Origin of the sequence: Deinococcus actinosclerus (assembly GCF_001507665.1) — a bacterium.
In the GTDB taxonomy this organism is placed as follows: Bacteria; Deinococcota; Deinococci; order Deinococcales; family Deinococcaceae; genus Deinococcus; species Deinococcus actinosclerus.
In genome coordinates, this window is the sequence record NZ_CP013910.1 from 1,169,651 (window position 1) to 1,192,444 (window position 22,794).

Annotated in this window: 19 protein-coding genes; 7 read left to right on the forward strand and 12 right to left on the reverse strand. The window is 68.6% G+C overall.

The features are described 5' to 3' along the window. Nucleotides 1–9 precede the first annotated feature (9 nt). A complete protein-coding gene (locus AUC44_RS05645) occupies nucleotides 10–681 on the forward strand; it encodes a hypothetical protein (protein WP_062157766.1) in 672 nt (223 codons plus the stop codon). Nucleotides 682–722: 41 nt separating this feature from the next. On the opposite strand, the gene AUC44_RS05650 is transcribed toward AUC44_RS05645, so the two are convergent. From AUC44_RS05650 to AUC44_RS05675, 6 genes are all read right to left on the reverse strand, one after another. After that, nucleotides 723–1,697, reverse strand: coding sequence for a lipocalin family protein (locus tag AUC44_RS05650; protein WP_062157767.1), 975 nt, complete (start codon nucleotides 1,695–1,697; stop codon nucleotides 723–725). 158 nt (nucleotides 1,698–1,855) lie between these two features. Continuing rightward, nucleotides 1,856–2,578, reverse strand: a complete 723-nt coding sequence (locus AUC44_RS05655) for an ABC transporter ATP-binding protein (protein WP_157445188.1) — start codon at nucleotides 2,576–2,578, stop codon at nucleotides 1,856–1,858. After that, nucleotides 2,571–3,380, reverse strand: coding sequence for an ABC transporter ATP-binding protein (locus tag AUC44_RS05660; protein ID WP_110829228.1), 810 nt, complete (start codon nucleotides 3,378–3,380; stop codon nucleotides 2,571–2,573). Before AUC44_RS05660 ends, AUC44_RS05655 begins: the two co-directional genes overlap by 8 nt. After that, nucleotides 3,377–5,002, reverse strand: a complete 1,626-nt coding sequence (locus tag AUC44_RS05665) for a branched-chain amino acid ABC transporter permease (RefSeq protein WP_062157769.1) — start codon at nucleotides 5,000–5,002, stop codon at nucleotides 3,377–3,379. Before AUC44_RS05665 ends, AUC44_RS05660 begins: the two co-directional genes overlap by 4 nt. Continuing rightward, nucleotides 4,999–6,012, reverse strand: coding sequence for a branched-chain amino acid ABC transporter permease (locus AUC44_RS05670; RefSeq protein ID WP_062157770.1), 1,014 nt, complete (start codon nucleotides 6,010–6,012; stop codon nucleotides 4,999–5,001). The genes AUC44_RS05665 and AUC44_RS05670 overlap by 4 nt, the downstream gene beginning before the upstream one ends. A 327-nt stretch (nucleotides 6,013–6,339) precedes the next feature. Then, nucleotides 6,340–7,497 (reverse strand): branched-chain amino acid ABC transporter substrate-binding protein, encoded by a 1,158-nt coding sequence (locus AUC44_RS05675; protein WP_062157771.1) that lies wholly within the window; start codon nucleotides 7,495–7,497, stop codon nucleotides 6,340–6,342. A 923-nt stretch (nucleotides 7,498–8,420) separates the two neighbouring features. Between AUC44_RS05675 and AUC44_RS05680 the strand changes: the two genes are divergently transcribed. Next, on the forward strand, nucleotides 8,421–9,191 hold the full coding sequence (locus tag AUC44_RS05680; protein WP_062157772.1) for a BON domain-containing protein: 771 nt from the start codon (nucleotides 8,421–8,423) through the stop codon (nucleotides 9,189–9,191). A gap of 62 nt (nucleotides 9,192–9,253) precedes the next feature. On the opposite strand, the gene AUC44_RS05685 is transcribed toward AUC44_RS05680, so the two are convergent. Both AUC44_RS05685 and murD read right to left on the reverse strand, forming a co-directional pair. Beyond that, complete coding sequence (locus AUC44_RS05685) at nucleotides 9,254–10,369, reverse strand: FtsW/RodA/SpoVE family cell cycle protein (protein WP_062157773.1); 1,116 nt, start codon at nucleotides 10,367–10,369, stop codon at nucleotides 9,254–9,256. Then, nucleotides 10,366–11,664: a UDP-N-acetylmuramoyl-L-alanine--D-glutamate ligase gene (murD, locus tag AUC44_RS05690; RefSeq protein WP_062157774.1), complete on the reverse strand. Its 1,299-nt coding sequence runs from the start codon at nucleotides 11,662–11,664 to the stop codon at nucleotides 10,366–10,368. Before murD ends, AUC44_RS05685 begins: the two co-directional genes overlap by 4 nt. 406 nt (nucleotides 11,665–12,070) lie before the next feature. On the opposite strand from murD, the gene AUC44_RS05695 reads away from it, so the two are divergent. Continuing rightward, on the forward strand, nucleotides 12,071–12,991 hold the full coding sequence (locus AUC44_RS05695; RefSeq protein ID WP_062157775.1) for a hypothetical protein: 921 nt from the start codon (nucleotides 12,071–12,073) through the stop codon (nucleotides 12,989–12,991). A 49-nt stretch (nucleotides 12,992–13,040) separates the two neighbouring features. Here AUC44_RS05695 and trmFO read toward each other — a convergent pair whose 3' ends face one another. Both trmFO and AUC44_RS05705 read right to left on the reverse strand, forming a co-directional pair. Continuing rightward, complete coding sequence (gene trmFO, locus AUC44_RS05700) at nucleotides 13,041–14,411, reverse strand: methylenetetrahydrofolate--tRNA-(uracil(54)-C(5))-methyltransferase (FADH(2)-oxidizing) TrmFO (protein WP_062159706.1); 1,371 nt, start codon at nucleotides 14,409–14,411, stop codon at nucleotides 13,041–13,043. A 67-nt stretch (nucleotides 14,412–14,478) separates the two neighbouring features. Then, nucleotides 14,479–15,273, reverse strand: a complete 795-nt coding sequence (locus tag AUC44_RS05705; protein ID WP_197408584.1) for a YdcF family protein — start codon at nucleotides 15,271–15,273, stop codon at nucleotides 14,479–14,481. A 67-nt stretch (nucleotides 15,274–15,340) separates the two neighbouring features. Here AUC44_RS05705 and AUC44_RS05710 point away from each other — a divergent pair, with 67 nt between their 5' ends. Continuing rightward, complete coding sequence (locus AUC44_RS05710) at nucleotides 15,341–15,955, forward strand: DUF305 domain-containing protein (protein WP_229784696.1); 615 nt, start codon at nucleotides 15,341–15,343, stop codon at nucleotides 15,953–15,955. A gap of 57 nt (nucleotides 15,956–16,012) precedes the next feature. On the opposite strand, the gene AUC44_RS05715 is transcribed toward AUC44_RS05710, so the two are convergent. Then, entirely contained in the window at nucleotides 16,013–17,527 is a 1,515-nt protein-coding gene (locus tag AUC44_RS05715; protein WP_062157777.1) for a glycine--tRNA ligase, read from the reverse strand. 406 nt (nucleotides 17,528–17,933) lie between these two features. On the opposite strand from AUC44_RS05715, the gene AUC44_RS05720 reads away from it, so the two are divergent. The 3 genes from AUC44_RS05720 to AUC44_RS05730 all read left to right on the forward strand — a co-directional run bounded on the left by AUC44_RS05720 (nucleotide 17,934) and on the right by AUC44_RS05730 (nucleotide 21,210). After that, nucleotides 17,934–18,548: a hypothetical protein gene (locus AUC44_RS05720; RefSeq protein ID WP_062157778.1), complete on the forward strand. Its 615-nt coding sequence runs from the start codon at nucleotides 17,934–17,936 to the stop codon at nucleotides 18,546–18,548. Nucleotides 18,549–18,615: 67 nt separating this feature from the next. Next, a complete protein-coding gene (locus tag AUC44_RS05725) occupies nucleotides 18,616–20,778 on the forward strand; it encodes a HelD family protein (RefSeq protein ID WP_062157779.1) in 2,163 nt (720 codons plus the stop codon). Between the two features lie 204 nt (nucleotides 20,779–20,982). Further along, nucleotides 20,983–21,210 carry a hypothetical protein gene (locus AUC44_RS05730; protein ID WP_062157780.1) on the forward strand — a complete coding sequence of 76 codons (228 nt, stop codon included), beginning with the start codon at nucleotides 20,983–20,985 and terminating at the stop codon, nucleotides 21,208–21,210. 195 nt (nucleotides 21,211–21,405) lie between these two features. Here AUC44_RS05730 and glnA read toward each other — a convergent pair whose 3' ends face one another. Next, entirely contained in the window at nucleotides 21,406–22,764 is a 1,359-nt protein-coding gene (glnA, locus tag AUC44_RS05735) for a type I glutamate--ammonia ligase (RefSeq protein ID WP_062157781.1), read from the reverse strand. Nucleotides 22,765–22,794 lie beyond the last annotated feature (30 nt).

Sequence of the window (22,794 nt, forward strand, 5' to 3'; positions counted from 1 at the left end):
GGCCCACCCATGACCCGCACCCTCAGCACGCTGCTCCTCGCCACCCTCAGCCTCACCGCGGCCAGCATGGCCGCCGCGCAGAAGACCACCCTCACCATCGGCGGACAGCCCACCACCCTCGACACCGTCAAGGTCGGCGGGCGCACCTACGTCGCCCTCAATCAGCTGCAGCAGGCCCTGACCGCTGCGGGCGGCAGCAACCAGCTCGGCGCGGCGGAAGGCTGCCTGAACGAATGGCTGTTCAACGGCACCTGGAGACTGCGCGTCACCAGCGTGAAGTACGTCCCGGACGCCGGAAACGGCAACTACTACGGCTGGGTCGTCACCACCGAGTTCCGCAACGGCGGCAAGCAACTCCTGAACCTGTCCAGTACCGGCATCGAAAAGGGCGTCAGCCTCGCCCTGAAGGACGGCAGCACCAAGGACCTCGGTCTCGGCGGCATCGCCTCCGCGTTCAGGACCGGCACGGACCTGCCGCCCGGCGCGGGTCTGGTCATGGACCTGCCGTTCTCCTGGCAGGGCGGCGCGCCCACCAACGCCCAGTTGCAGGCCAACCCACCGGTCAAGCTGATCGTCCCGGTGGACGTCAGCGCCCTGCGCCGGGGCGGCAGCACCCTGTACAAGACGGTCAACTACAGCAAGGACCCCAGCTTCCGCGTGAACCTCACCTGCCGGAAGTGAACCCGGCCCACCGGGTCGGAACCCGAACGCCCCGATGAGTCTCACGGCGCCCAGTACCCGCTGACGAGTTCCATCATCCCGGACCCCACGGCAGGGGCGGCGGCCCAGGTACCCGTCACCTCGATCGGTCCCTCCCGGTACGCGATGCGGGCGGCGCGGCTCAGGAGCTCCTGCTCGCGCCGCACCGCCCGCACGCCCAGGTCGAACTCGTCGGACACCAGCCGCCAGCCCAGCGTGTAGGGCCGCCCGGTGGGGCTGGTCCACCCCTCACCCGGCTCGGCCCGCAGGCCCGGCATGGCCCGCACCCGCCCGTCCGGTTCCACCACGCTGCCGATGAGCTGCGCCACGCTCCCGTCCGGGCGGCGTACCCGGTACACCATCAGGTCCCGCCCATCATCCAGCTGCACGCTGAACCAGTCCCGCAGCGCCGACCGGCCCGGAAGCTGGTTCCCCCACTGGTGATCCAGCCACGCCTGCCCCCGTACCGCGCGTCCGTTTACGGTCCCTGTCAGGTCCAGCCGCGTGATCCCCTGGTAGAACAGCACCCCGGTGTCCGCGTTGCCGCTGCACCCCGGCGGGTGCAGCACCGGCCCCTTCACCGGGGTCAGCGCCAGATCCAGCGGCCCGGCCTTCAGGCTCAGCGGCGCGGTCGGCGCCGGCCCCGCCTGCGTCAGCGTCCACGCGCCCTGCCGGAGCCGCAGCGGGGGAGAGGTCGCCTCGCCCGTGCCGGCCGGCTGTTCCAGGAAGGTCAGCTCGCCGGTCCGCAGGTCCGTGACAGCTACGTGCGAGATCATCAGCGGCAGCGGCACGCGGGGGTCCCGCACCCGGAACTGCGCCCAGTGCAGCGCCAGCCCATCTGCGGGCAGGTACGCGCTCACGTACGACCGCTCCATCGGGTTCGCGTGCTCCCCGAAATCGGTGGGGGAGGGCCGCTGCGTGGGGTTCACGACCGACTGCACCGGCGCGCACCCGCTCAGGAGGAGGGCCGCCAGCACCGGAATGAGTTTCAGCCGCATCGACTTCCAGCCTAACCGACCCGCTGTTCACCTGCTGCCGCAGATGGCAGATGGCGGATGGGCTCGAACACCACTGCCTCCTTCGCACTCCCCACTGCCTCTCGAACAACGAACCGACCCCCCAGTCTCCCGGAGGGTCGGCCCGGTGGGGCGCGGCTTTACTCGTCGCCGAGGTACGCCTTACGGACGCTCTCGTCCTGCGCGATATCGGCGGCGTTGCCGGAGAGTTTGATCTCGCCGGTCTGCAGCACGTACGCGCGGTGCGCGATCTGCAGGGCCATGTTCGCGTTCTGCTCCACGAGCAGCACGGTCGTGCCGCGCTCCTTGTTCAGCTTCACGATGATGTCGAAGATCGCCTCCACGAACAGCGGGGACAGGCCCATGCTGGGCTCGTCGAGCAGCAGGAGTCTCGGCGCGACCATCAGCGCGCGGGCGATGGCGAGCATCTGCTGCTCCCCGCCGGACATGGTGCCGCCCAGCTGGTGCTCGCGTTCCTTCAGGCGCGGGAAGAACCCGAAGCCCTCCTGGATGCGGTTCTCGATCAGCGCGCGGTCGGTGACGGTGTACGCCCCCACGTCGAGGTTTTCACGGACGGTCATGTCCTTGAAGATCCGCCGGCCCTCGGGCACGTGGCTGATGCCCTTCTGCATGATGTGGTGCGCGGGAATCCCAGCGATGGTCTGCCCCTCGAAGGTCATGCTGCCCGTGCGGGGTTTCATCATGCCGCTGATGGTGCGCAGCGTGGTGGTCTTGCCCGCGCCGTTGCCGCCGATCAGGGCGACGATCTCGCCCTCGTTCACGGTCAGGCTGACGCCCTTGAGGGCGTGAATGTGGTCGTAGTACGTGTGAATGTCACTCAGTTCGAGCATGGGCTTAGGCATGGGGGCGTTCTTCCTTCCCGTAGTCGCCGGCGGCGGCGCCGCGGCCCAGGTACGCTTCCATCACGCGCGGGTCGTTCCGCACCTGGTGCGGCTTGCCCTCGGCGATCAGGCTGCCGTAGTCCAGCACAGTGATGTGCTCGGACAGGGTCATGACGAGGCGCATGTCGTGCTCGATCAGGCAGACCGTCACGCCCAGCTCGTCGCGGATGCGGCGGATCAGGGCCTTCAGGTCTTCCGTTTCGCGGGGGTTCATCCCGGCGGCCGGCTCGTCAAGCAGGATCAGTTTCGGCGTGGTCGCCAGCGCGCGCGCGATCTCCAGCTTGCGCTGGTCCCCGTAGGGGAGGTTAGTCGCCAGTTCGTTACGCCACTTGCCCAGGCCCACGAAGTCCAGCATGATCCGCGCGGCGTCTCTCGCTTCCTGCTCGCCGTCATGGAACTTCTTCGTGCGCAGCACGGCGTCGAGGAACCCGCTCTTCAGGCGGCTGTGGCGGCCCACCATGATGTTCTCCTCGCTGGTCATGGTGGAGAACAGACGGATGTTCTGGAAGGTGCGCGCGATCCCGGCCTCCGTCACCTGATCGGGGCGCAGGCCCACGAGCTCCCGGCCGTCCAGGCGGATGGTGCCCCTGGTTGGCTCGTAGATGCCGGTGATCATGTTGAAGAAGGTGGTTTTCCCGGCACCGTTCGGCCCGATCACGCTGACGATGCTGCGGTCGGGGATGTTCATGGTCACGTCGTTCACGGCAGTCAGACCACCGAAGACCTTCGTGACGCCCGCCACTTCGAGGATGTTGCCGCTCACCTGCTGCCCCCTGCCTTATCGTCTTCCTTCACCGGGGCGAGCCCGGCGCTGTACACGTCGCCGCTGGCGTTCGTGAGGGCGCCGGCGTTGCCCTGCGCGCTCTCGTCTTCCTGGTTGTCCTCGTGGTGCAGTTCGAGCTGCCGCCTGCGGTTGGGGAGCAGCCCCTCGGGCCGCAGCAGCATCATGGTCACCAGGATCGCGCCGAAGATCAGGCGCTGCAGCTGCCCGGGGTTCACCTGCTGCGGGATCCCCAGGTTCGCGGTGGCCTCGCCCAGTCCGGGCAGGATGCGCAGGTTGAGCAGGGTCACGACGGTCGCGCCCAGGATCACGCCGGGGAACGACCCCATGCCGCCCAGGATGACCATGGACAGGATGGCGATGCTCTGGTTGAGCACGAAGCTCTCGGGGCTGATGAACTGCTGCTTGGCCGCGAAGATCATGCCCATGACCCCGGCGAAGCTGGCGCCGGTGGCGAAGGCGATCAGCTTGGTCTGCATCAGCGGCACGCCCATGGCCTGCGCGGCCACCTCGTCGTCGCGGATGGCGATCCACGCGCGCCCGATGCGGCTCTTGTCGAGCCGGATGTTCACGGTCAGGATCAGGCCGATCATGATGAGCACGAGCACGTACAGGAACAGCAGGTAGTACTGGTCCTCGCTGAAGCCCAGCGCGCCCGCCAGCGAATCGAACCACGGCACGGAGGCGCTCTTGATGGGCGTGATGCCCTGCGAGCCGCCGGAGTACAGGTCCAGGTTGTTCGCCAGCACGCGGATCACTTCGCCCAGGCCCAGCGTGATGATCGCTAGGTAGTCGCCCTTGAGTTTCAGCACCGGCAGGCCGATCAGCACGCCCACGGCGGCGGCCGCGAAGATGCTCAGCGCCAGGAACAGCCAGAAGAAACCGGCATTCAGGCCGCCCGCCACGCCGTCCGCCTGCGGCGCGAGCAGCACCAGCAGCGCGCGGACGGTCAGGATCACGCCCGCCACCAGGCCCACGCTGGCCAGCCGGAAGCTCCAGGCGGTCGTGGCCGTCGGCGCCGTGCGCGCGGTCAGGCGGTTGATGTATACCATGCTCGCGGCCGTCACGGCGGTGAGCACCAGGCCGATCGCCAGCGTGCCGGAGTTCGTGCCGCCCGGGTTCTCGCCGAAGTACTTCAGGATCTCCGCGAAGCGCGGGCTGCCCACGATGCCCCAGGTGTAGGCGCCCACGGCGAAGAAGGCCACGTAGCCCAGGTCGAGCAGGCCCGCGAGGCCCACCACGATGTTCAGGCCCAGGGCCAGCGCGGCGAAGATCATGATCTGGATGCTCAGGTCGAGGAGGCTGGTGTCCTCGCGCCCGGCCATGGGCAGCACGAACAGCAGGCTGCCGATGCCGACCAGGGCCTTGGCCCACGGCGCGGCGCGCCACAGGTACGCGAAGAGGATGTTCGCCAGGAAGAGGCTGACCATCAGCGCTTCCACGATGGGGTTACGCAGGGCGTTGCCGAGCGCGCCCAGCTGCTGGAGCATGTCGCCGTTGTGCGAGAGCAGCAGGAACGCGCTGGTCACGATGAAGAACAGCACCAGCAGGACGGTACGGTCGGGCCCGGTCGCCTTGGGCCGCTTGAGGGTCGCGGCGGTCATACTTTCTCCACGTTGCTCTTGCCGAGCAGACCGGTGGGTTTGAAGATCAGGATCAGCACGAGCACGATGAACGCGCCGATGCGCTGGTAGCTGGCGTCAATGGCTTCCAGGTTGGCGATGCCCAGGGCGCCGCCGAACACGTTCATCACGCCGATCAGGTTCTGGATGACGCCCAGGGTCAGGCCGCCCAGCACCGCGCCGGGAATCGAGCCGATCCCGCCGAGCACGGCCGCCGTGAAGGCGATGATGCCCGGGTCGAAGCCACTGTAAGCGTTTACAGTGCCGAACTTCATGCCGAACAGCACGCCGCTGATGCCGCCCAGCGCGCCGCCGATCAGGAAGGTGGCGCTGATCATGCGGTTGGCGTCGATGCCCATCAGGCCCGCCGTCACGCGGTCCTGCGCCACGGCGCGGATGGCCTTGCCCAGGCGGGTGCGGTTCACGAGGTAGTTCAGGACACCCAGGCTCACGAGTGCTACGACGACCAGGATGACGTCCTTGAGCTGCACGTCCACGCCGATCTGGCGCAGGAAGTTGCCCAGGGACTCGCAGCTGCTGCCCACAGCGCAGAATTTCGCGGCGAAGCCGGCGGGCAGCGTGTAGGTCAGGTCGAAGCGGCCCTGGAATCCCTCGATGACGCGCAGGACGTCCTGGAGGATCAGCGACACGCCGATCGCCGTGATCAGCGGAACCAGTTTGGGGGCGTTACGCAGGGGCCGGTAGGCCAGGCGCTCGATGACCACGTTCAGCAGGCCCGAGATGATCATGGCGGCCAGCAGCGCGATCAGCAGTTTGAGGTACCCGTTCATGTTGACGGGCGCGAGGACGCGGAACACTTCAAAGCCAACGACGGCGCCAGTGATGAAGACCTCACTGTGCGCGAAGTTGATGAGCTGAAGCACGCCGTACACCATGGTGTAACCCAGGGCGATGATGGCGTACACAAAGCCCAGCACGAGCCCCCCGACGATCACGTTCGCCAGGAAGGGCAGCAGAGTGGACAGTTCCAAAGCAGCTCAACTCCTTTCATGGGGTGGGGGCGCAGGCCGGAGACAACGGAAGGTGTAGGGACGGCGCCACAGGAAGCGGATGGGACGTGGGGCGGAGGTCACGAGTGCGCTCGTGAGGAGGTTAGCTATGCGCTCGGTCAGTTCTGTGTCAGCTGTCCGGAAGAGTAACGCTTTGCACAAACCCTGAGGTGCCGGTTGTCCAACCCCGCTGTCTGGGCCGGTGTCAGGTCAAGACAAGAGGCCGGGCACGCGGCCCGGCCCCAGGATGGTACGGGGGATGAGGACTGCCGGGCGGGACGCGCGGATGAACGCACGCCCCGCACCTCGTTACTGCTTGGCCGGCTTGACGGGAATGCTGGTGCTCAGCTTGAACTTCCCGGCCGTGACGTTCATCACGTACAGGGTCGCGGCCTTGCGGTCACCGGCGGAGTTGAAGCTCACGTTGCCCGAGAGCAGGCCCGTGAAGCTGCCCTTGCGGATGGCGCTCTCGACCTGGGCGCGGGTGGGCGCCTTGTTGCCGTTGGCGCGCACGGCGTTCAGCACGCCCTGCACGACGACCTTGGCGGCGTCGTAGCCGAAGGCGCCGAAGCCCTGGGCGTCGTCGTTGAAGGTCTTCTTGTAGTTGGTGGCGAACACCTTCGCGGCCGGCAGCGCGCTGATCGGCGCGGCGACCGTCGTGAAGTAGATGTTGTTCGCGTTCGCTTCGCCGACGATCACGGGCAGCTCGCCGCTGTCGAGGCCGTCACCGCCCACCACCGGGGTGTTGATGCCGGCTTCGCGCAGCTGCTTGATGAACACGCCGACCTGGTTGTAGATGCCGCCGAAGTAGATGGCGTCAGGGTTGGCGAGCTTGATCTTGGCGACGATGCTGGAGAAGTCGCTCTTCTCCTCGGTGCCTTCGTTGGCGGTGACGGTCACGCCCTTGGCCTTGAGGGCCTTCTCGACTTCCTTGGCCAGACCTTCGCCGTAGGCGGTCTTGTCGTTCAGGACGTAGGCTTTCTTGGCTTTCAGGGTGCCGCTGATGAAGTTGGCGCCGGCGGGGCCCTGCGCGTCGTCACGGGCGACGATGCGGTTCATGTTGCTCAGGCCGCGGTCGGTCACGCCGTTGGCGGTGTTGGCGGGGGAGACCATGGCGACCTTGCTGGAGACCAGCGCGGCGCTGGCGGGGATGGCCACGCCGCTGTTCAGGGTGCCGACGACCGCGAGGATCTGGCGGTCAGCGGCGATCTTGCGGGCGGCGGCGGTGCCGGTGGCGGGGTCGGCCTGGTCGTCGTAGGGCACGAGCACGAGGTCGAAGCCGAGCTTCTTGAACTGGGCCTTGTACTCGTTCACGGCCAGCTGCGCGCCGTTGCGGATCTGGGTGCCCAGGTCGCTCTGGCCGCCGGACAGCGGGCTGAGGCTGGCGATCTTGATGGTGGTCTGCGCGGAGGCGGTACCCAGAGCAAGGGCGGCAAGAACGGTCAGGCTGAGCGCGGATTTCTTCATGTGTCCTCCGAGTATGGGTCACCCGCGAGCCATGTCGTGCCCGGGGGTCAGGTGTAGAGATGCGGCAATTCTAGGTGCGCCTTGAGGGTCTGTCAATGCGTCACTCATGAATGAAGTTGAAATCTTTGCCATCATTCCATCGCGCCCTGTCTATATCATTGCTGCGCATTGACTCGTTTTAGCAATTGAATTGCGCCTTCTTGAACGGCGAACGCGAGAACGATCCTGGCTTCCCATATGCAGCGCAAGTCCCTCTGGATCAGGCTCGCCGCTGCGCATCCGGTCAGCAGGGCACCCGGGCGGGATCTGCGTCAATGGTCATCCGCCGGAGCTGTGGTCTACCAGCTGCCGTTGCTGTGAGGTTGACAAGTCGTGGAAGCGGTCCACCGGTTCCATGAGGCGGCCTGCTACACCCTTTCCCACAGATGGTCCTGTGCCGGTCTCCGGATGGATTGCCGAGCTGCTGCTGCCGGCAACTCAGTCTCAGAGGTGCCTGTCCGGCTGCTTCAGTCCCTCTCCCATGTGGTCAACCCGTGGGAGCCATGCGTATGAACGGCCAAGATCCTCAGTGCTGCCGCCTCAAGCCGGCCTGGGTCGCCTCGCTATTCAGCCGTCTCCCTGCCGGCTCCTGTCACCGATCATAGGTCCTCTGACGGGGCGGCCGCTTCAGGACTCCAGATCTGGTTATGGGTGCTCAGATCACCGGGCAGACACCTGTGGGGATTGGCGGACCCGGACGCGTTACTGAGCTCCGCCCCGGGGCTCCTCAAGAGGAGTGATCTATATAATGAACGCTGTGTCAGCGCCTCTGGGGCGACAGAACGCCGGCCGGGCTGAACCGGGAAGCCTCACGCTGGTCTGCGGCTGTTTATCAAATGTCAACGCAGCGCCACACCGGCTGGACGGCAGGGTACGCTCACGGCATGTGGCCATTTGGAAAGAGCACAGCGGAGCGTGTCAAAGACGCGCTGAACGAGCAGCCCCGCCTGAAGGACCTGGGCCTGAATGTGCAGGAGCGAGGTGGCACGGTGACCGTCACAGGCATGGTGCCCAATGACCGCTACCTGAACCTCATTCGCGTGGTGGCTGAGGGCATCAACGGCGTGAAGAGCGTGGACATGAGTGGCGTCACCTTCGAGCAGCCGGCTGCTGCGCCCGCTCAACCCGCACCTGCCGCGCCGACACCGAGTGTCGAGATGCCCCAGCTGACGCCAGAGCGCTCGGTCACCACGGGCAACCTGAACGGCAATGCTCAGAACATGGACAGCGAGATTCAAGAAGTCGAGACCCGCAGCAAAGTGGCGAAGGCCGTCCTGAGTGCCATCCGCAGCAACGGCGAACTGGCCGACGATCCCATCGACGTCCTCCAGAGTGGCAGCAGTGTCATCCTGCGTGGCGTCGTGGACAACGACCACGAGAAGCGCCTGCTCGAGCAGGTCGCCCGTGGCGTGAGCGGCGTGAGCGGCGTCGACCTGAGCGGCGTGCGTGTGGCTCAGGGTGCGAAAGCCATGGCGAAGGAGAAGGATCAGGACTCCGGCGACACCGTGTACGTCGTCAAGCCCGGCGACAGCCTCTCCGCCATTGCCGAGCGTTACTACGGCGATCCCATGCAGTACAAGAAGATCGCGCACTACAACAACATCAGCAACCCCGATCTGATTCACCCGGGCGACCGTCTGCGCATTCCCGGCTGACCCCGCCCAGTCAGACGAAGGGGGCCCCCTCCACATCGGGAGGGGGCCCTTGCTGACGCCGTTCAGTCCGTGGCGGCGGCCAGAGGCGCGGCGGGCACCTCATCCAGCCCGGACAGCTGGCGGCGCACCTCGCGCATGGCGGAATGAATGACGGCGAGCGCCACGCTCATGGTCAGCATGCTGGAAAATCCGTAGCTGACCAGGGGCAGCGGCACACCGGTCACCGGGAACAGGCCGGCCGCCACGCACAGGTTCACGAACGCCTGCCCCACGATCATGAACATCGCCCCGATCGCCAGGATGCTCGCGCCGTGAATTTCCGGGGTCATGGGCCGCACGCGGCTGGCAAGATGCGCCACGTCCAGCGCCGTGATGACGATCAGCCAGTAGGCGAACAGCAGCATCGCCACGCCCAGCAGTCCTGAGGTGAACCCCACGGACGCCACGATCAGGTCGGTGTGTTCCCCGAAGTACGTGTAGCGCAGGCCGTCCGGGCCCTGGCCTGGAATTCCGCCGAAGCTCAGGTCGCGGTGCGCCTTGCCGATCTGGTCGAGGCCCACCTCGCGGATCTGTTCGGCGTTCTGGTGGCTGGTCAGGCGTGACAGGATGTAGGGGTGGCGTTCCAGGTACGAGCCCACCAGCGGCAGGATCATCATGGTGATCGCCAGCACCAGCCCACTGATGTTGCTGATCCGTACGCCCGCCGCGTACATCAGGATGATGCCCAGCCCGAACATCAGCACGCTGGTGCCGAGGTCCGGCTCGACCAGGACCAGCACAGTGGTGAGGAGGATCATGCCGGTCGCGCTGATCAGCTTCTTGTGCACGCCCCGCCGCGCGAAGAACGACGCGAGCATCAGCACCAGCCCCAGCTTGGCCATCTCGGAGGGCTGGAAACGGATCGGGCCGAACTGCAGCCAGCGGCGTGTGGCCTCGCTCTCTGCCGTGCCCACCCCGATGAACGGCACCAGCAGCAGCAGAAAGAGCGTGAACCCCCACACGGCCGGGCCCAGCTTCAGGAAGGCGCGTGGGCGCAGGCGCGCGGCCAGCAGCGTCACCCCCAGCGCGATCAGCGCCTTGACGCCGTGATCCGCGATCTTGTCCGGTTCTGACGCCGCCACGCCCAGCATCCCCAGGCACAGCAGCATGACCTGCGCGATCACCAGTTGAATGCTCACGCCCGCACCTCCCCGCCCGTCAGGGCCTGCGCCGCGCGGCGGAACGCCTCACCGCGCGCCTTGTAGTCCCGGAACTGATCGAAGCTCGTGCCGATCGGGGCGAGCAGGACCGTGCCTTCGCCCGCCGCGCCGCCCAGCGCGTCCAGCCCGGCCTGGGCGGCGGCGCGCAGGGTCGCCTCGCCGTCCGCGCCCGACACGACGCGGTAGGGCAGCCCGAGCCCCCGGGCCAGCGCCGCGCCGTCCTCCCCGAACGCGATGACCTGCGCCACGCGGCCCGCCGCTGCCGCCCGCAGTGGGGCGAGGTCGGCGCCCTTGTCCCGGCCGCCCACCAGCCACGCGATCGGCGGCGCGGCGCGTTCCAGGGCGGCCTGCACGGCGATGGTGCGCGTGGCGATCGAGTCCTCCACGAACCGCACGTTCCCGAGGCGCGCGACCGTCTCAAAGCGCCCGGACACCGGCTGCGCCGCGCGCAGCGCCCCGGCCAGCGCGCCCGCGTCCACCGGGCGGCCCAGGTGACGCAGCAGGGCCTCGGCCGCCAGCACCGCCGCCGCCGCGTTCGCCGGATGCACGCCCTCGGGCAGGTCCGGGGCGTTCAGCACAGGTGTGCCGTCGGCCAGCGCGATCCGCCCCGGCGTGAAGGCCCGCACCTGCGCCCGGGTCGGCACACTCAGCCCCTCGGGCACCACCAGCACGTCCCCGGCCTCCTGACCCGCCGTGATGTTCCGCTTCGCCGCGTGGTACGCCTCCACCGTTCCGTGCCGGTCGAGGTGATCCACGCCCAGGTTCGTGACCACCGCCACCGGCAGGCGCAGCCCCGGCACGCGCTCGAGCTGGAAACTCGACAGTTCCACCACCGCCACCTCGGCGCTGTCCACCACGTCCAGCAGCGGCGGGTCGATGTTGCCGCCCTCGCGGGCATTCAGGCCCGCCGCGCGCAGGAGCTGCGCGACGAGCACGGTCGTGCTGCCCTTCCCGGCCGTTCCGGTGACGCCCACCATCGGCAACTGCGGGCGCAGGCGGGCGGCCAGCGCCACCTCCCCGATCACCTCCGCGCCGTGCGCCTGAAGGGCCAGCAGGTCCGGATGATCGATCGGCACGCCCGGCGCGGCCACCACCACGTCGTATGCGCCTCCCGCGTCCCCACGCGCCCAGCCCAGCTCCGCCATCAGCGCCTCGTCCTCCGGCGCGGGGCGCGCGTCGAGCCACTCACCCCGCACGCCCGCGCGCGCCAGGAAGCGCGCCGCGCCGCGCCCACTGCGCCCCAACCCGTACACCAGCACCCTGTCAAGCTTCACGCCCACACCATAGAACACGCCCCGCCCGATGTGGTGCGTGCAGCACGTGAGAAACCCCCAGCGCAGGCGTGCCGCTGGTTCCCGGGCCGTCCGATGCGGAACAATAGGGGCAGTCCCGCTCGCCTTCCCGTCCGATCCGGAGGTTTCCCATGGCCCGCCCCGCGCGTTTCCTGCCTGCCGCCCTGCTTCTCGCCTCCGCCCTGGCCGGGGGACACGAGGAGCCCGCCCAGACCCTCACCCCCCCGGGATCCGCGCCCCGGTCCGGGAACTCGCGGTCGCCGCCCGGCCGGACGGCACCCTGCTCCTGGCCGCGCTGATCGACAACGGCCGCTTCAACAGCGGGCGCGGCACGTCCACCGCGCGGGTCCTGCGCACGTGGACCGGCGGCCCCGGCGGCTGGACCCCCGTGGGGGACATCCTCAACTACCACCAGCCGCGCCCCGTCGCCGGCCTGAACCTCGTGGCCGACGCGCAGGGCGGCGCGCTGCTCGCCTGGAACGAGAACTACGGCGACAACGACGTCGTGGAATTCCGCGCCCTGGCCGGCGACACTTGGACGGACTGGGGGGACCGGTACCTGGGTGACGACCTGCCCTACGCCGCCCGCACCCGCGCCGTCGCCCTGTGGAAGGGCCAGCCGCTGCTCGCCTGGGGCGAGTGGCTGCGCGACCCGGGCGGCAGCCAGCTCACGGTGCGTACCTGGAACGACACTCAGGAGAGCTGGGTGCGCGGGCCGCGCTTCAACGACCGCGCGCAGTTCTCGCGCACGCCCGCCCTGGCCGTCACCCGCGCCGGGCGGCCCATCGTCGCGTGGCTCCAGGGCGAGGTGACCGCCAGCCGCGTCCTCGCCGCCCGCTGGACCGGGCAGGCGTGGCAGCCGCTCGGCGGGCCGCTGAACCGCCACGCGCCCGGGTACGTGGCCGCCACCCGCCTCGTCCTCGACGGGCAGGACCGCCCCATCGCCGCGTGGATCGAAGATCAGGGGGGGCAGGATACCCTCTACGCCGCCCGCTGGGACGGCCAGCGCTGGCAGCCTCTGGGCGCGCAGGTCAGTCAGGGCTTCGCCTCCGCGCCCAGCCTGAGCACCGACGCCGCCGGGCACGCCGCCCTCGCCTGGGTGGAGGAGGGGCAGGGCCGGGGGCAGGTGCACCTCGCGCGCTGGACCGGCCGGTCGTGGACGGTCACGGGTGTCCAGAACCGCGACCCACGCCGCGACGCCCGCAGCCCCAGCCTCACCACCGCGCCCGACGGGACCCTCACGCTCGCCTGGCGGGAGGACGTGGCAGGAACGTACCGGATCGAACTGAGGCAGTACCGGGGGATATAAGACGCGGAAGCCGGAGCAGTCTGCCCCGGCCTCCCTGACGGTCTGGTGATCAGCCCTCTGCGCCCACGGCCTCCGGTTCGCGCACCGGGGGCGGCGTGACCGTCAGGCCCGCCTCCGCCTGCGCCCACGTCATGAAGGCGTTCAGCCCCCGGCGAAACATCACCGGGCGCTTCTCGCGCTTGCCGAGCTTGCGGGGCTTGCCGGTCTTCTCGTTGATCTCGGCGGGGAGTTCGGGCACTAGCGCCCAGTTCACGTTCATGGGCTGGAAGCCCTTCGGGTTCGCGCTGGCGAGGTAGCGGGTCAGGCCGCCCAGCATGCTCTCGGCGGGCGGCGTCAGGGGCTGGAGGCCCAGCGCGAGGCGCGCCGCATTCGTTCCCGCCAGCCAGCCGGTCGCCGCCGATTCCAAGTACCCCTCGGTGCCCGCCAGGACGCCCGCGACGAGCTTCGTCGGGTCGGCCTTCAGTTGCAGCGTGGACTCCAGCACCAGCGGCGCGTTCAGGTACGTGTTGCGGTGCATCACGCCGTACCGGACGATCTCCGCGCTCTCCAGGCCCGGGATGAGGTTCACGACCGCTTTCTGATCCCCCCACTTCAGGCCCGTCTGGAAGCCCACCAGGGACCACATGCGGCCCTCGCGGTCCTCCTGACGCAGCTGCGCCACCGCGTACGGCCAGCGCCCGGTCTTCGGGTCGTCCAGGCCCTTGGGCGACATCGGCCCGAACCGCGGCGTGTCGATCCCGCGGCGGGCGATCTCCTCGATGGGCATGCAGCCCTCGAAGAACTCCAGTTTCTCCCAGTCGTGCGGCGTGTGACTCCGCGCCTGCTCCAGCGCCCCGAAGAACGCGAGGTACTCGTCCTTGGTGAACGGGCAGTTGATGTAATCCGCGCTCTGCTCGTACCGCCCCGCGCGCCACGCGACGTCCATGTTGATGCTGTCAAAGGCGATGACGGGCGCCGCCGCGTCGTAGAAGCTCAGGCGCTCACTGCCCGTCACCCGCGCCACGTCCGCCGCCAGCGCGTCCGACGTCAGCGGCCCCGACGCGATCACCACGATCCCGTCCGGCACGGCCTCCACCTCGCCCTCCACGACCTCGATCAGCGGATGCTCGCGCACCGCCGCCGTCACGCGGGCACTGAACTCGTCGCGTTCCACGGCCAGGGCGTTCCCGGCGGGCAGTTTGGAGGCGTCCGCCGCGCCGACGATCGCGCCGCCCACACTGCGCAACTCGGCCTGCAACAGGCCCTTGCTCTGCAACTCGCCCTCGCCGCCCAGCGAGTTGCTGCACACCAGCTCCGCAAAATTGCCACTGCGGTGCGCCGGGGTCATCTTCACGGGCCGCATCTCGTGCAGGCGCACCTGCACGCCCAGCCGCGCCGCTGCCAGCGCCGCCTCCGACCCCGCCAGACCCCCACCGATCACCGTCACACGCTCGTTCACAACCGCGCAGTGTACGGGAAGCCGGGGCGGGCAAGTGTGCGCTGGGGCCTCAGCGTTCCGGCGTGCCGCCCAGCGCCGCCTTCACGCGCGACAGGCCCTCGTACATGAGGACGCGCAGGGCCACGAGGCGGTCACTGGGCAGCGTGAGGGCCTGATCGAAACGCCATTCCTGGGTGGGCACACTGATCACGCTCACGCCCTGCGAGCGGAACAGCGCGGCGGCGCGGCGCGAGTGGCTGGGGGAGGTCACGAGCAGCACCCGTGTCCAGCCGCGCGCCCGGGCCAGGTCGCGCACGCGGGCCGCCTCGTCGCGGGTGGTCGTGACGTTCTTCAGCGTGACCAGGGTGGGTCCGCCCGCCCCGTAGAGGGCGCGGGTCAGTTCGGTCTCCAGCATGCTCATCTTCGGGCAGTCGCGCGGCCCGATCAGGCCCGACTGCTCCGAGACCGTCACGACCGGCGCGTACCCGGCCCGCCACAGGGCCAGCGCACCGGTCAGGCGGGCCACGGCGCTGGCCTCCAGTTCACGACTCCCGCAGTGGACGCCCGCTCCGAGGGCCACGATGGCGTCCGCCCTGACCGGGGACTCGCGCAGGGTCAGCGATCCGAGTGGGCCGCGCAGCACGGGCGTCACAAGGCAGGCGGCGATCAGGACCGCCAGCGCGCCTGCACCGACCCGCAGGACTGCCCAGCTGGGCCGGAACGCCCCCGCCACCCCGCCCGCCACGATCAGGCCCAGCAGCAGCCCCGGCGGGGCGCGCACCTCGCCCAGAAAGGCGGTCAGCACGGCCAGTCCTGCACCCACCGCCACGCCGCCCGCCACCTTCCGCCACCTCTCACCAGTCATCCGGGGCAGTGTACCGGGACTCATGAACGGTACAGGGCCTCATGAACGCGCCCCTATACTCGCGGGCGTGAACCTGCGCCGCGCCCTTCCGTTCATCGCTGTCCTGCTCGCCGCCCTGGCCGCCGCACTGCTGCTCGCGCCGCGCCTGACCCCGCCGGCCGAGGGCAGCCGCGAGGTGCGCTTCGTGCGCGAGATGATCCAGCACCACACGCAGGCCATCGACATGGCGACCCGCGTCCGCGACACCACCACAGACCCGGAACTACGCACCCTGGCGCTGGACATCATGCTGGGCCAGCAGGAGCAGATCGGGCAGATGCGCGGCTGGCTGACCCTCTGGGGCCGCCCCTGGGGCGGAGAGGGCATGAGCGCCGAGCACGCCCGCATGATGGGCATGGCCACCCAGGCCGAGGTGGCCAGGATCAGCGCCCAGCCGGAGAAGCAGGCCGAGGTGACCTTCCTGCAACTCATGACCCGCCACCATCAGGGCGCGCTGGCGATGGTGCCCCCCGCCCTGGAGAGCGGCGTGCGGCCCGAGGTGCAGGCCCTCGCCCGGCAGATCCAGGCCGCGCAGAGCGCCGAGATTACCCTGATGACCCGCCTCCTGAAGGACCGGGGGGCGCAGCCGCTGCCCGCACCCGGCGGGATGGGTGGCATGGACATGGGCGACCACCAGCACTGACCGACCGGCAGAGGCGGCCCCGCGCATCAGGGTGCGGGGCCGCCTCCTTGAACGGAGTTAGCGGAGTTTCGCCTGGAGGTACGCGCTGAGGTCGCTGATCTTGACGCGCTCCTGCGCCAGCGTGTCGCGGTCGCGGATGGTGACGGTGTCGGTCAGGCTGGCGTCCTCGCCCTTGCCGACGGTGTCGAAGTCCACGGTGACGCAGTAGGGCGTGCCGACCTCGTCGTGGCGGCGGTACGCCTTGCCGATGTTGCCGCTGTCCTCCAGCAGGATGCGGCCCAGGCCGAGCTTCTGGAGGTCGTTCTTGATGGAGCGGGCCAGGTCGACCAGTTCGGCCTTGTTGCGCGCCAGCGGAATCACGGCGACCTTGATGGGCGCGAGGTGCGGCCTGAGTTTGAGCACGATGCGCTCGTTGCCGTTCTCCAGCGTCTCCTTCGTGAACGCCTCGCTCAGGACGGCCAGCATGGCGCGGTCCACCCCGGCGGACGGCTCGATCACGAATGGCACGACCGGCTTGTTCGTCTCCGGGTGGGGGATGGTCAGCTTGGCAATCGAGTCGAGGTTCTCCTCCACGCGCGCCACGAGGCCCAGTTCCGACTGGTTCTTCGTGTGCGAGCCGAGGTCGTAGTCGCTGCGGTTCGCGATGCCCTCGATCTCCTCGTGCCCGAGGGTGGGGTAGTCGTACATCAGGTCGTACGTGCGCTTCGAGTAGTGCGCCAGGTCCTCTTTCGGCACGTCCAGGATCTCGATCTTGCTGCGCGGCACGCCCTGCGCCTCCCACCAGCTCAGGCGGGCTTCGAGCCACTTCTCGTGCCAGTCCTCGTCGGTGCCGGGCGCGCAGAAGAATTCGATCTCCATCTGCTCGAGTTCCCGCACGCGGAAGATGAAGTTGCGCGGCGTGATCTCGTTGCGGAACGCCTTCCCGATCTGCGCGATGCCGAACGGCAGGCGGCGGCTGGTGCTGTCCACGACGTTCTTGAAGTTCGTGAAGATCCCCTGGGCGGTCTCGGGGCGCAGGTAGCCGTAGCTCTCGTCGTCCGCGACCGGCCCGATGGTCGTCTTGAACATCATGTTGAACGGCTTGGGCTCGGTCCACTCGCCGACCTCGCCGCTGAACGGATCTCGCACGCCCGCCGCGCGCAGCGCCTCGCTGGCCTGCGCGGGGTTCGCGTTCAGCGCCGCCACGACCGCCGGGAAGTTCTCCGCACTCTGACCCATCGCCTCGGCCACTTTAGCGATCACGTCCGCCTTCTGGTCCTTCACGAGGTGATCGAGCCGGTAGCGTTTGTTGTTCTTCTTGTTGTCCACCATCGGGTCGCTGAAGGTCGCCTCGTGCCCGCTGTGGCGCAGCACCTGCCGGTGCATGATGATGCTGGCGTCCAGGCCCTCCATGTCGTCGCGCTCGTAGACATTCGTGCGCCACCACGCGGCCTTGATGTTGTTCTTGAGTTCCACGCCCAGCGGGCCGTAATCGTAGAAGCCCTGAAGGCCCCCGTAGATCTCCGAGCCCTGGAAAATAAAGCCGCGGCGTTTACACAGGCTGACGAGTTCTTCCATCGAGGTTGCAGGCATCACGTGCTCCTTTCGAGCAGGCCACGGAAAAAAGCCCCAGACGGCGGCCAGTTCCCGGCACTCGCTCGTCTGGGGACGCATGAGGACACGCGCGGTTCCACCCCAGTTCCGATCACCGCAGTCCGCGGCCCCGGCACTTTTGTCTGTGTTCAGCTCCCCGCTGCCCTTCCCGCGCCGCCTCACCGCCCGACTCTCACCGTCACGGGCTCGCTCCCTGGTGGCTGGTCACGCGGTACTCCTGCGGATCAACGCCTGTCAAGTCTGCGCCCACAGGCGTGGCAGGGTCAAGTCCGGGTGCGGACGGGGGCGCAGCCCAGGCCTGCCGACGGTGATGGGGGGGGAAGGCCCCCCAACATGACTCATCTGAGTCACATCGGAAACTCACCTGCTGCTATGGTCACCCGGTATGCGCCACATTGTTCTGACCGCTGCCCTCCTCTCGACCCTGACCGCCTGCACAACCATGCAACGCGGCGAGCAGGAGAACTATCCTGTCGAACTCGCCACTCCGTTTGCCGCCGCTCCCGTCCTTCCCGGCAAGACTCAGTTCGTACAGGTGACGTACCCCAGGTCCGTGTTCGAGGACGACAGTGAACTGGACCGTTACTACGACCAGCTGAATATCGATGTCAGCTCTGTCCGCGCCAGCGGTGACAAGATCCCCGATCCGTACCTGCCTGCCTCCTGGATCAAGCTGATGTCGGTGGACGCGCCGAAGGGTATCAGCGTGGTTCTGGCGAAATCGGAGATCGGCGCGGTGATCTCGAACAGCCGTCTGGCGGGCAGTCGCGTGCAGTGGCAGCAGCTGGACAAGGTGCGCCTGACCTACAAGGTCAGTGTCGCTGCCGACTTCGCTTCCACGAAGAAGATGGAAGAAAGCGCGGACCCGGAGTTCACCGAACTGCTCAACAGCCTGGACGGCTTCAACATAGAGTTCGCCCACCTGAAGTTCTCCGTGAACGGCAAGGACCAGACCTCATTCCTCCCGATCCGGACCTCGCCCGAGAAGAGCGGCAAGTAAGTCTCTGCGGACGTGGGGGCACCTGTTGCGGGTGCCCTCTTTCCTGTTTTCCCGTATCCTGTGCGTTATGCCTGTTGCGGAATTGCGTCCGGAAACCCACCCGGATTTTGAACTGGAGAAGGAACACCTGTCGGGGACGGTGGCGGCCATGATCCGCCAGATCGAGTTCTGGGAGGACCGCGACCGCCAGATGGGCGCGGACCTGGAGACGAGCATCATCCTGGGCGATCAGGCCGAGGAGTTCGCGGCGATGCTCTCGCCGCACGTGCACCAGCCGTACTTCGGGAGCCTGAAGGTGCGCGTGGCGGGGCGTGAGCAGACACTGTACGTCGGGAAGCACGGCTTCCGGGACGTGAAGGGCCCGCACACGGTGGTCAGCTGGGACAGCGAGGTGGGCAGCCTGTTCTACTCGCAGGCGCTCGGCTGGACGCCCCGGCGCGGCAGTGCGGGCGTGATCCGGCGGCGGCGGCAGCTGGACGTGAGCCAGAAGACGCTGCTGCGCGTGACCGACCTGTACGACGACGAGCAGGGCGGCGACACGGGGGGTCGCGAGGAGGTGCTGCTGCGCCGCCTGCAGGAGGGCAGCACGGCCGGCATGCGCGACGTGGTCGAGACGCTCCAGCCGGAGCAGAACGACGCGATGCGGCACCCGGCGGGCGTTCCGGTGATCATCCAGGGCGCGGCGGGATCCGGCAAGACGACCATCGGCTTCCACCGGCTGGCGTGGATGACGAACGCGGACCGGGGGGCGCACCGGGCGCGGCCTGAGGCGTGCATGGTCCTCATGCCGAACCGGGTGCTGGCGACGTACGCGGCGCGCATCCTGCCGGAACTGGGGATCGAGCGCGTGGTCGTCACGACGCCCGAGACCTGGGCGACCGGGCTGCTGGGCCTGGAGAAGCTGGAGGTCACGGACCGCACCCTCAGCCTGCTGCTGACCGACCGGGACAACACCCGCCGGGCGCTGGCGTGGCGCAAGGCGAAGCTGCTGGGCGACGCGCGGATGCTGGACGTGGTCCGCACGCACCTCTGGAACCGCTTTAACGCGGCGCTGGCCGGGCAGGCCCTGCGCGAGCCTGTCGCGCTGTGTGGGCGGGAAGATCAGGTGTTCACGCTGGACGAGGCGGCCCTGGCGGGCCTGCTGCGGGACGTGTTCGCCGCCGATCCCCTGGACGGGTACCGGGCCGGGATGCGCCGCGCCATCGAGTCGCTCGCGCTGTCCACGCTGCGCGTCCCGGAGGACGAGGAGGCCAGCGTGCGCCGCCAGCTGGCCACGCCGCTCACCACCCTGCTGGGCCGCATCTTCGCCACGACCACGCCCATCACCGAGGCGCGGCGCCTGCTGGGCAGCCCGGCGGAACTCGCCGCGAGCGGCCTGCTCACCGACCGCGAGATCGCGCTGCTGGGCACCGATCCCCTCAGCGGGATTCCCACGCCCCGGCGCGCGCACGCGGACGTCACCGAGATCCCCCTGATGCTGGCCGTGCAGGCCTTCACCGGCGGCATCGGGCGGCTGGACGGCCGCACGCTGGAACCCTTCGATCACGTCGTGCTGGACGAGGCGCAGGACTACTCACCGCTGCTGTACGCGCTGCTGGGCCGCGCCACCCGCCCCGGGCACATCACGGCGCTGGGCGACATGAACCAGGGCATGCACGGCTACAAGGGCCCCAGCTCCTGGGAGGCCGTTCAGGCGCAACTGCCCGGCGCGCAGGTCCTCACGCTGGGCCGCACGTACCGCTCCACGCGGCAGATCACGGAACTGGGCGCGCGGATCGCCGCGACGTACAACCGCGCCGCCGCCGTGCAGGGCGTCGACCGTGACGGCGCCGAGGTGCAGCGCTATGCGGCGCCCGCCGGGCCGGACGGGGAGCTCCCACTGATCGCGCGGGCCGTGAAGGACGCGCAGGCCGCCGGGCACACCAACATCGCCATCGTCACCCGCCGCGGCGTGGACGCCGAACGCATGGCCGAAGCCCTGCGCGAGTTCGACACGGACGCGCAGCCCATCACCACGCAGGAGCACCGCTTCCGGGGTGGCGTGGTGATCCTCCCCGTGAACCTCGCCAAGGGCCTGGAGTTCAGCGCCGCGATTGTGGCCAGCGCGAACGCCGACACGTACGACGAGAGCACCGAGTACGAACGCCGCCTGCTGTACGTGTCCGCCAGCCGCGCGCTGCACTGGCTGGCGCTGGTGAGCACGGGCGAGCTGCACCCGCTGATCGCCTGATGAGTCCTCCGCCTGAATGGTTTGTAACAACCATTTGATCCGAGCGGAGCGAGAAGGAGCAAAGCGGGTTCCGGGCGTGAAGTTGATAGATCGGTGATCTTCCGAGCTGTCAACGCAACAGACGGAACCCGTGTGAGCACTGGTCTCAAGGTTCCCGCACGCCCCGCTCATCCCCGCCCGGCCCGTGGTGGGGGAGAGTGGGGCATGAGCGACGACACCAAGCAGAACCGCGCGGACCAGGGCGGGCTGCCCGCCGACGCCGGGAACGGCATGAGCGACCGCAGCGGCTACATGGACAACTCCGGGAGTGGCATGACCGAAACGGACACCGCCACCGCGCACGTCACCGACGGGCAGGATCAGGCGGACACCCGGACGCCCGCCACTGGCACGACCTTCGGCACCACCGGCACCGACGACACCCGCCAGTAAGCAGTGAAAGAGCGGCAGAGGGGACTATCCACTCCCTCTGCCGCTCTCCTGTCGCAATTCATACGGATCCCGTCTGTTTCGTTGACAGCTCGGAAGGTCACTGATTTGCCAACTCCATGCCCGGAACCCGCTTTACCCTCACTCGCATCCGCTCGGGTTGAACAGTTTGCCAAAGCCGTTCAATCCCAGTTGGTATCAGATCAGGTCGAGGTACCGTTCCAGTTCCCAGGCATGCACGGTGGCGTTGTACTCGCGCCATTCGGCCCGTTTGGCTTCCACGAAGTGGTCGAGGACGTGTTCGCCCAGTGCGCGGCGCAGCACGTCGTCTTTTTCCAGTTCGTCCACGGCCTCGCGCAGGTCACTGGGCAGTTCCTTGACGCGGTGGTGGCGTTTCTCACGCACGGTCATCTTGAAGATGTTGCGCTGGATGGCGGGGGCGGGTTCCATGTCCTGTTCGATGCCGTCCAGTCCGGCGGCCAGCATGACGGCCAGCGCGAGGTACGGGTTGCAGCTCGGGTCGGGCATGCGGACTTCGGCGCGGGTGGAGTTGCCGCGCTTGGCGGGAATGCGGATCAGCGCCGAGCGGTTGCTGGTGCTCCAGGCGACGTTCACCGGGGCCTCGAAGCCCGGCACGAGCCGCTTGTAGCTGTTCACGAGGGGGTTCGTGATGGCGACCATCGCGCCCGCGTGGTCGAGCAGCCCCGCGATGAACTGCTGCGCGGTGCGCGACAGGCCGTGCTCGCCGCCGGGATCCGCGAAGGCGTTCGTGCCGCCCTTGAAGAGGCTGAGGTGGCAGTGCATGCCGCTGCCGTTCACGCCCGGGAGCGGCTTGGGCAGGAAGCTGGCGAGCAGGCCGTACTCCAGCGCGACGCGTTTGACGACGAATTTGAAGGTGGCGATGCGGTCGGCGGTTTCCAGCGCGGGGGCGTAGCGGAAGTCGATCTCGTGCTGACCGGGCGAGACCTCGTGATGCGCGGCCTCGATCTCGAAGCCCATCTCGACGAGTTTGTTCGTGATCTCCCGGCGGATACGTTCGCCCTTGTCGATCGGCGCGAGGTCGAAGTACCCGGCCTTGTCGTGCGTGACGGTGGTGCCGACTCCGCTGGGGGAGCGTTCGAACAGGAAGAATTCGGGTTCGGTGCCGACGAACATCTCGAAGCCCATCGCCTGCGCGCGCGCGATCTGCCGCTTGAGGACCTGCCGGGGGTCGCCGTCGAAGGGCGTGCCGTCGGGCAGGGCCACGTCGCAGATGAGGCGGGCGACCTTGCCGCGCTCGCCTTCCTCGCGGGAGAACTGCGGGTAGATCAGGAAGGTGCCCAGGTCCGGGCGCAGGAGCATGTCGCTCTCCTCGACGCGGGTGAAGCCCTCCACGGCGCTGCCGTCGAAGGTCACGTCGCCGTTCAGGGCTTTGGCGAACTGACTTTTGGGCACCTCGACGTTCTTGGTGGTGCCGAGGATGTCGGTGAACTGGAGGCGCAGGAACTTGACTTCCGCCTCCTGCAGCTGCTGCAGGATCTGGTCGCGGGTGGGGAGCGTGGTGGACTGGGGCGTCATGACTGGGAAACCTCCGGTGGCGCTGGGCGG

Bases quoted from the DNA above. Each gene is read 5' to 3' on its own strand.
- AUC44_RS05645 (WP_062157766.1), top strand. From the start codon at position 10: ATGACCCGCACCCTCAGCACGCTGCTCCTCGCCACCCTCAGCCTCACC.
- AUC44_RS05650 (WP_062157767.1), bottom strand. From the start codon at position 1,697: ATGCGGCTGAAACTCATTCCGGTGCTGGCGGCCCTCCTCCTGAGCGGG.
- AUC44_RS05655 (WP_157445188.1), bottom strand. From the start codon at position 2,578: ATGCCTAAGCCCATGCTCGAACTGAGTGACATTCACACGTACTACGAC.
- AUC44_RS05665 (WP_062157769.1), bottom strand. From the start codon at position 5,002: ATGACCGCCGCGACCCTCAAGCGGCCCAAGGCGACCGGGCCCGACCGT.
- AUC44_RS05675 (WP_062157771.1), bottom strand. From the start codon at position 7,497: ATGAAGAAATCCGCGCTCAGCCTGACCGTTCTTGCCGCCCTTGCTCTG.
- AUC44_RS05680 (WP_062157772.1), top strand. From the start codon at position 8,421: ATGTGGCCATTTGGAAAGAGCACAGCGGAGCGTGTCAAAGACGCGCTG.
- AUC44_RS05705 (WP_197408584.1), bottom strand. From the start codon at position 15,273: ATGACTGGTGAGAGGTGGCGGAAGGTGGCGGGCGGCGTGGCGGTGGGT.
- AUC44_RS05715 (WP_062157777.1), bottom strand. From the start codon at position 17,527: ATGCCTGCAACCTCGATGGAAGAACTCGTCAGCCTGTGTAAACGCCGC.
- AUC44_RS05720 (WP_062157778.1), top strand. From the start codon at position 17,934: ATGCGCCACATTGTTCTGACCGCTGCCCTCCTCTCGACCCTGACCGCC.
- AUC44_RS05725 (WP_062157779.1), top strand. From the start codon at position 18,616: ATGCCTGTTGCGGAATTGCGTCCGGAAACCCACCCGGATTTTGAACTG.
- AUC44_RS05730 (WP_062157780.1), top strand. From the start codon at position 20,983: ATGAGCGACGACACCAAGCAGAACCGCGCGGACCAGGGCGGGCTGCCC.
- glnA (WP_062157781.1), bottom strand. From the start codon at position 22,764: ATGACGCCCCAGTCCACCACGCTCCCCACCCGCGACCAGATCCTGCAG.